Origin of the sequence: uncultured Flavobacterium sp. (assembly GCF_937967675.1) — a bacterium.
Lineage (GTDB): Bacteria > Bacteroidota > Bacteroidia > Flavobacteriales > Flavobacteriaceae > Flavobacterium.
On the sequence record NZ_CALBSN010000152.1, the window covers coordinates 1 to 7,106 of the forward strand.

Genomic DNA, 7,106 nt, shown 5'->3' on the forward strand with positions numbered 1-7,106 from the left:
CTTTGATTCCTAAATCTACAAAACATCCAAAAGCGGTAATGTTATTCACAATTCCGGGTAAAATCATGCCGGTTCTTAAATCTGAAATGGAACGCACATTTGGATCGAATTCGAAAATTTTTGTGGCTTTTCTTGGATCTAAACCTGGTTTTTCTAGCTCTTTTAGAATATCTTTTAAAGTTAAAATTCCGATTTCGGCTGTGATGTAATTTTCAGGTTTTATTTGAGCGATTTTTTCTTTATTAGCGATTAATTCATTGGTTTTGATGCCTAAATCTTTTGCCATTTTTTCTACAATAAGATAAGCTTCTGGGTGAACCGCTGAATTATCCAATGGATTTTTTCCATCACGAATTCTGATGAAAGCTGCTGCTTGTTGGTACGCTTTTTCGCCCAATCGAGGTACTTTTTTCAGTTGCTTTCTATCTTCAAAAGGTCCATTTTCCGAACGATAAGCAACGATATTTTCCGCCATTTTTTCACCAATTCCTGATACATAACTCAACAACGATTTACTTGCTGTATTGATGTTAATACCTACAGAATTCACGCAACTCATTACCGTACTATCTAAAGCAGATTGTAATTTGGTTTGATCTACATCGTGCTGATATTGTCCAACACCAATAGATTTTGGGTCGATTTTTACCAATTCTGCCAATGGATCTGAAAGTCGTCTTCCAATGGAAACCGAACCACGAACCGTTACATCGTAATTTGGAAATTCTTCACGCGCAATTTTACTCGCAGAATATACTGATGCTCCCGCTTCCGAAACTACAAAAACTTGAACTGGTTTATCAAAAGCGATTTTTTTGATGAAAAATTCCGTTTCACGAGAAGCTGTTCCGTTTCCAATAGAAATAGCTTCAATATTATAGGCATTTACCATCGAACGAATCTTTTTCATCGCCATAGTAGTGTCGTTTTGTGGTGCGTGTGGATAAATGGTTTCGTTGTTTAATAAATCGCCTTTTTCATCCAAACACACGACTTTACAACCCGTTCTGTAACCTGGATCGATGGCTAAAATTCGTTTTTCGCCCAATGGTGGTGCTAATAGTAACTGACGTAAATTTTCGGAAAACACATCAATCGCTTTTATATCAGCTTTTGCTTTTGCTTCTTGCAAGGTTTCGTTCGAAATAGCGGGTTCTAACAAACGTTTATAACTGTCTTTTATCGCTAATTCTAAATGTTCGGTTGCATCGGAATTTTTATTTTTGATGATATTTTCTTCAATAAAATCAATAGCTTCTTCTTTTTCAATTGCAACATTTAGTTTTACAAAACCTTCCGCTTCAGCTCGCAACATAGCTAATAAACGATGCGATGGCGCTTTGGAAATCGGTTCTGCCCAATCGAAATATTGGGAAAATTTTTGAGCCGCTTCATCATCTTTTTTAGTTTTTACAACCTTCGTGGTGATTTCAGCTTTTCGTTGGAACATTCTACGAAGATTTTTACGAATAAAGATATTTTCGTTAATCCATTCGGCAATAATATCGCGAGCACCTTGTAAAGCTTCGTCTTCGTTTTTTACATTCTCATTCAAATATTTAGAAGCTAAAAACTCAATATCCTCATTTTTTTGACTCATGATGATTTTTGCCAAAGGTTCTAATCCGTTTTCACGAGCGACATCAGCTTTGGTTTTTTTCTTCTTTTTATAAGGCAAATAGAAATCTTCCAATTCTTGTAAATCGAAGCTGTTTTCAATTTTGGATTTCAATTCTGGTGAAAGTGCATTTTGCTCTTCAATCGATTTAAGAATACTTTCTTTTCGTTTGATGATTTCATCAAATTGCTTGTTTAATTTCGAAATGGCCTCGATTTGTACCTCATCTAAATTTCCAGTTTGATCTTTTCGGTAACGGGAAATAAACGGAATCGTACAATCTTCTGAAAGTAATTTTATAGTAGCTTCAATGCTTTTTGGAGTAATGTTAGTTTGGTTTTGAATGAATTGGATATTGGTCATTGTAAATAAAATTGAACTGCTAAAATACTATCTTTGGACAAAATTATTAGCTTTTGGAAGTACTATTTATTTATTTAATTGTGATTAATAGCCTTTGTTTTTTAACATTTGGCTTCGATAAATGGCAAGCTAAAAAGAATAAAAGACGAATTTCAGAATTCAAATTACTTTTTTTGACTAGCGTTGGTGGAACTATTGGAGGAATTGTAAGCATGTACCTTTTCAAACACAAAACCAATAAATTTTCTTTTATTTTGAGTTTCTATGCTATTGCGATACTTCAAGTTGTTTTATTGTATTTCGGAATTCAAATGTTTAAAAACTAAACCTATATTTTCGATAACATCGGTTATTAACATGCTTTCTTCACTTTGCGTTTGAAGTGTGATATCGGCAGCTAATCCGTGAAGATAAACGCCTAATTTGGTAGCTTCTAAAGTTGTATAACCTTGGGCTAAAAACGAAGTAATCATTCCAGTTAAGGCATCTCCAGAACCGCCTTTTGCTAAACCTGAATTACCTGTTGTATTTTCAAAATTCTGAGTTCCGTTAGTAATGAACGTTTTATGACCTTTTAAAACAATAACACAATTGAATTCCTTGGCTTTTTGTATGGCTGTTTTTCTTCTTTGTGATTCTGAATGGTGTTCACCAAACAATCGGTCAAACTCTTTTGGATGTGGTGTTAGCACAAATGGAAAATTAAAATGCTTCCAATCGATTTTGTATTTCGCAATTAAATTCAAAGCATCGGCATCCAAAACAACAGGAAGTTTGTTTTCGTATAATTCGTAAATGTATTGCAGGCTGATTTCATCAACTCCAATTCCGGGACCAATTCCGATAGCATTATAAGGCGATGAATCGTTCATCACAAAAGAATTGGCATACATGGCTTCAGGAATCGAATTGAAAAGAACACTTTTGTTTTCGGGATAAAAAGCTACTGTTAATAACCCAACACCTGAACGTAGACAAGCTTTTGAAGCAATAATAGCAGCGCCCATTTTGTTTGTGCTTCCTGCAATCAACAAAGCATGACCATGTGTTCTTTTGTGAGAATCACATGGTCGTTTTTTATAAATGTTTTTAATACAATTCAAATCTATTTTTAGAAGTTCCATTTGAATTGATTTTAAGGTTATTTATTATTTACAAGCGATTTTTTTCACACGATTTCCGTGTCTTCCGCCTTCAAATGGAGTATTTAAAAACGTATCTACCATTTCAATAGCTTGTTGAATAGAAGTATAACGAGCTGGAATACTAATGATATTAGCATCATTATGTTGACGTGCTAAAGCAGCAATTTCTTTTGTCCAACAAAGTGCACAACGAATATCTTGGTGTTTGTTAGCTGTCATAGCAATTCCATTTCCAGAACCACAAATTACAATTCCTAAATCGGCTTTTTTACTTTCTACATCATAAGCTACTGGGTGGCCAAAATCTGGGTAATCTACACTATCAAAAGTATCAGTTCCGTGGTTGTAAACGGTATGTCCTTTTTGTTCTAAGAATTCAACAATAGCTTTTTTATAATCTGGACCAGCGTGGTCGTTTCCAATTGAAATTTTCATAAGTTGTTGTGTGTTTTATATATGCAAAAATACTAAAGATTAAGGAGTATTAATAATATGATTCTTATTTTGATATTTTTTTAACCAAATACTTTAAAACCAATGAATTATGTAATAAAGTGAACTAAAAATTACACATTGTTAACATCTTTACGCAAATCATTGATAATCAGTTAACCTTAATTTAACAATAATTGTTAACAACTTTGAATAGAAATTTAGAAGTTTTTTTAGGTTGTAAAGAAAAAATTTGTAATCCAAAACTGGAATTAAAAATCCTAATTTAGTTTTATAAATTTTTAGAAAAGTTATTAATAGAAAAAAATCAGTTTTCAACAGAAATCAACAATTGAAGTTATTTACAAAACAAATATAAAATCATATTTCAACAACTGTTGATAACTATAAATTAAAGAATTTAGAAACTCTTATTTTCAGTTCTTTACTAATTTTTTAAATTGTTAATTACGTTGTATAAGTAAAGATAACTTTTAAAAACTACTTCTGTAAAAAAACTTATTCCACATATTAACACGCTATAATAACCATTATAAATTTAAATTTAATTAAAAATATTTTTTGTTGTTTTTAATATATGTTGAAAACTTTCAGCTTTTAAAAAATTAAACAATTTTTAAATGATTGTCTTCATTTAATTTTTTAAGAATTTCTTTTACGGTTGCTTCATCGTTTGGATGCACTTTTAATTTGATTCCGCCGTAAGCAATTGTAGTGAAGGGATCAATTCCAACGATAGTTTCGTTTTCAAAAAAGTAAGCAATACCTTCTTGCTCTAATAAATTTTTAATAATTAAAGTTTCGTGTTGGTAGTTAAAAACAGCAACGTTTACAAAATTTTCCATTCTAATTGATTTACTTTATAAAGTTACGATAAGTTATTATTATATTAAAACTGAAATACATTTTCGGTTTACATCGTTGTATTTTGTAACTTTAACCAATAATTGAAAATGATACAATGAGTAAGAAACCAAAAAAATTAGGAAAGAAACCAAAAGATTTTACTGCACAAATATTTAAAATACTTTCAAGAGAACCTTCTAAATCTTTTAATTACAAGCAAATAGCTGCTGTTTTAGAGTTAAGCGATACCAAAAGCCGAAACGAAATAATTAGAGATTTAAAAATACTTAAAGCACAAGATAAAATTCACGAAACGGAAATTGGAAAATATCAAATTATTTCTAAATCCGAATATTACGAAGGAATTGTTGATATGACTTCTCGTAAAACAGGTTACTTTGTTTGTGACGAATTAGAAGACGACGTTTTTATTCCGTTTATTAATTTAAATCATGCTTTAGATGGTGATAAAGTAAAAGCGTATATCTACAACAGAAGAAGTTCCCGTAAACCAGAAGCTGAAGTTTTAGAAATTTTAGAACGTAAAAAAACAGAGTTTGTTGGCGTTATTGATATTCAAAAAAACTTTGCTTTTGTAACGACTGCTAATGCTAAAATGTATACTGATATTTTCATCCCAAAAAATAAAATTGGTGAAGCTGAACACGGTGATGTTGTTTTAGTAACTTTAGAAGATTGGCCTAAAAAAGCCGATTCTCCTTTTGGTTCTGTGATAAAAGTACTAGGAAAACCAGGTGAACACAATACCGAAATTCACGCCATTTTAGCGGAATACGGTTTACCGTATGATTTTCCAATTGAAGTGGAAGCGTATGCTAATAAAATTGATACTTCAATAACAGAAGAAGAAATTAAAAAACGTCGCGATATGCGTGATGTTTTAACCTTTACGATTGACCCTAAAGATGCTAAAGATTTTGATGATGCTTTATCGTTTCAGATTTTAGAAAATGGAAATTACGAAATCGGAGTTCATATTGCCGATGTTTCACATTATTTACAAGAAGGAACTATTTTAGATGATGAAGCGTATAAAAGAGCTACTTCGGTTTATTTAGTAGATCGAGTAGTTCCAATGCTTCCAGAAGTATTATCTAACTTTGCTTGTTCACTTCGACCTCATGAAGAAAAATATACGTTTTCAGCGGTTTTTCAATTGAATGATAAAGCAGAAGTTTTAGATGCATGGTTTGGAAGAACCGTAACGTATTCTGATCAACGTTTTACGTATGAAGAAGCTCAGAGTATCATCGAAACAAAATCTGATGTTATTCCAGCGGAAATTTCATTAACTGGAAGTGAATATAGTGTTCCAAAACCAATTGTAGATGCTACTTTAAAAATGGATGAATTAGCAAAAATTCTTCGTAGAAAAAGAATGGCAGCTGGCGCAATTTCGTTTGATAAAGTAGAAGTAAAATTCAATTTAAATGAAGAGGCGGAACCAATTGGAGTTTACTTCAAACAAAGTAAAGATGCAAATCATTTGATTGAAGAATTCATGTTGTTAGCGAATAGAAAAGTAGCAGAATTCATTGGGAAACAAAAGAAAACCTTTGTGTATCGTATTCATGATGAACCAAATGAAGATAAATTAATCAATCTTCAAACCGTGATTGCTAAGTTTGGATATTCGATAAATTTCCGTTCTAAAAAAGATATTTCGAATTCTTTGAATAATTTACTTTCGGAAGTTGTGGGTAAAAAAGAACAAAATTTGGTTGATACACTTACCATTCGAAGTATGAGTAAAGCAGCGTATTCTACAGAAAATATTGGTCACTACGGATTAGCATTTGATTATTATAGTCATTTTACTTCTCCAATTCGTCGTTATCCAGATGTTATGGCACACCGTTTGTTACAACATTACATAGACGGCGGAAAAAGTGTAAGTGAAGAAGATTATGAAGAAAAATGTCAACATTCTTCACAAATGGAAGCTTTAGCCGCTCAAGCCGAACGTGATTCTGTGAAATACATGCAAGTAAAATACATGCAAGATCACAAAGATCAAGAGTTTTTAGGTGTAGTTTCTGGTGTAACCGAATGGGGAATTTATGTAGAAATCATCGAAAACAAATGTGAAGGAATGGTTAGAATTCGTGAAATTAGAGATGATTATTACACCTTTGATGACAAACAATATGCATTAATAGGTGAAGTTTCTAAAAATATCATACAATTAGGCGATGAAGTTTACGTTAAAGTAAAAAATGCCGATTTAGTAAAAAAACAATTGGATTTTCATTATTTGAGAAAGAGAGAGTAATTAAGTGATTAGTGAATAGTAATTAGTGAATAGTTAAACTTAAAGTTGTTATTTCGACGTGAGGAGAAATCTTATCATAAGATGAAGTTAGTTGAATTTATAAAAAGAAATATTTCAGTTTTTAGTGTTATTTCTTTCTTACCTTTTGTAATCACGATACATTTAATTTGGCAAGAGTTTAATTTTAATACAATTTCTTTTTATGAAGTTTTTAAATTAAAACTCCAATTTTTAATTGTTATAGTTATTTTACTTTTCCTTGATTATTTTTTTAAAATTTTAATCAAAAATAGATTGATTTTAAACTTTTTAGAATTACTAATTATAGTATCAACCCGTAGTGCATTATTAAACTAGATTAATTTTTAAGTTGTTAATATTTCTGTTG

Annotated in this window: 6 protein-coding genes; 2 read left to right on the plus strand and 4 right to left on the minus strand. The window is 31.1% G+C overall.

The window, feature by feature from the left end; translation table 11 throughout:
* Positions 1–1,981, minus strand: a 1,981-nt coding sequence (locus Q0075_RS09940) for a Tex family protein (protein ID WP_297869370.1), incomplete at its 3' end; no start/stop codon positions are given.
* 53 nt (positions 1,982–2,034) lie between these two features.
* Between Q0075_RS09940 and Q0075_RS09945 the strand changes: the two genes are divergently transcribed.
* Positions 2,035–2,307, plus strand: a complete 273-nt coding sequence (locus Q0075_RS09945) for a DUF1294 domain-containing protein (protein ID WP_291107969.1) — start codon at positions 2,035–2,037, stop codon at positions 2,305–2,307.
* On the opposite strand, the gene Q0075_RS09950 is transcribed toward Q0075_RS09945, so the two are convergent.
* The 3 genes from Q0075_RS09950 to Q0075_RS09960 all read right to left on the minus strand — a co-directional run bounded on the left by Q0075_RS09950 (position 2,272) and on the right by Q0075_RS09960 (position 4,424).
* Positions 2,272–3,105: an NAD(P)H-hydrate dehydratase gene (locus Q0075_RS09950; RefSeq protein ID WP_297869371.1), complete on the minus strand. Its 834-nt coding sequence runs from the start codon at positions 3,103–3,105 to the stop codon at positions 2,272–2,274. The two genes, Q0075_RS09945 and Q0075_RS09950, sit on opposite strands and share 36 nt — an antisense overlap.
* 24 nt (positions 3,106–3,129) lie before the next feature.
* Entirely contained in the window at positions 3,130–3,561 is a 432-nt protein-coding gene (gene rpiB / locus Q0075_RS09955) for a ribose 5-phosphate isomerase B (RefSeq protein WP_297869372.1), read from the minus strand.
* A gap of 623 nt (positions 3,562–4,184) precedes the next feature.
* Entirely contained in the window at positions 4,185–4,424 is a 240-nt protein-coding gene (locus Q0075_RS09960) for a DUF2007 domain-containing protein (protein WP_297869373.1), read from the minus strand.
* A gap of 116 nt (positions 4,425–4,540) precedes the next feature.
* Here Q0075_RS09960 and rnr point away from each other — a divergent pair, with 116 nt between their 5' ends.
* A complete protein-coding gene (gene rnr / locus Q0075_RS09965) occupies positions 4,541–6,718 on the plus strand; it encodes a ribonuclease R (RefSeq protein WP_297869374.1) in 2,178 nt (725 codons plus the stop codon).
* The last annotated feature ends 388 nt before the right edge of the window (positions 6,719–7,106 follow it).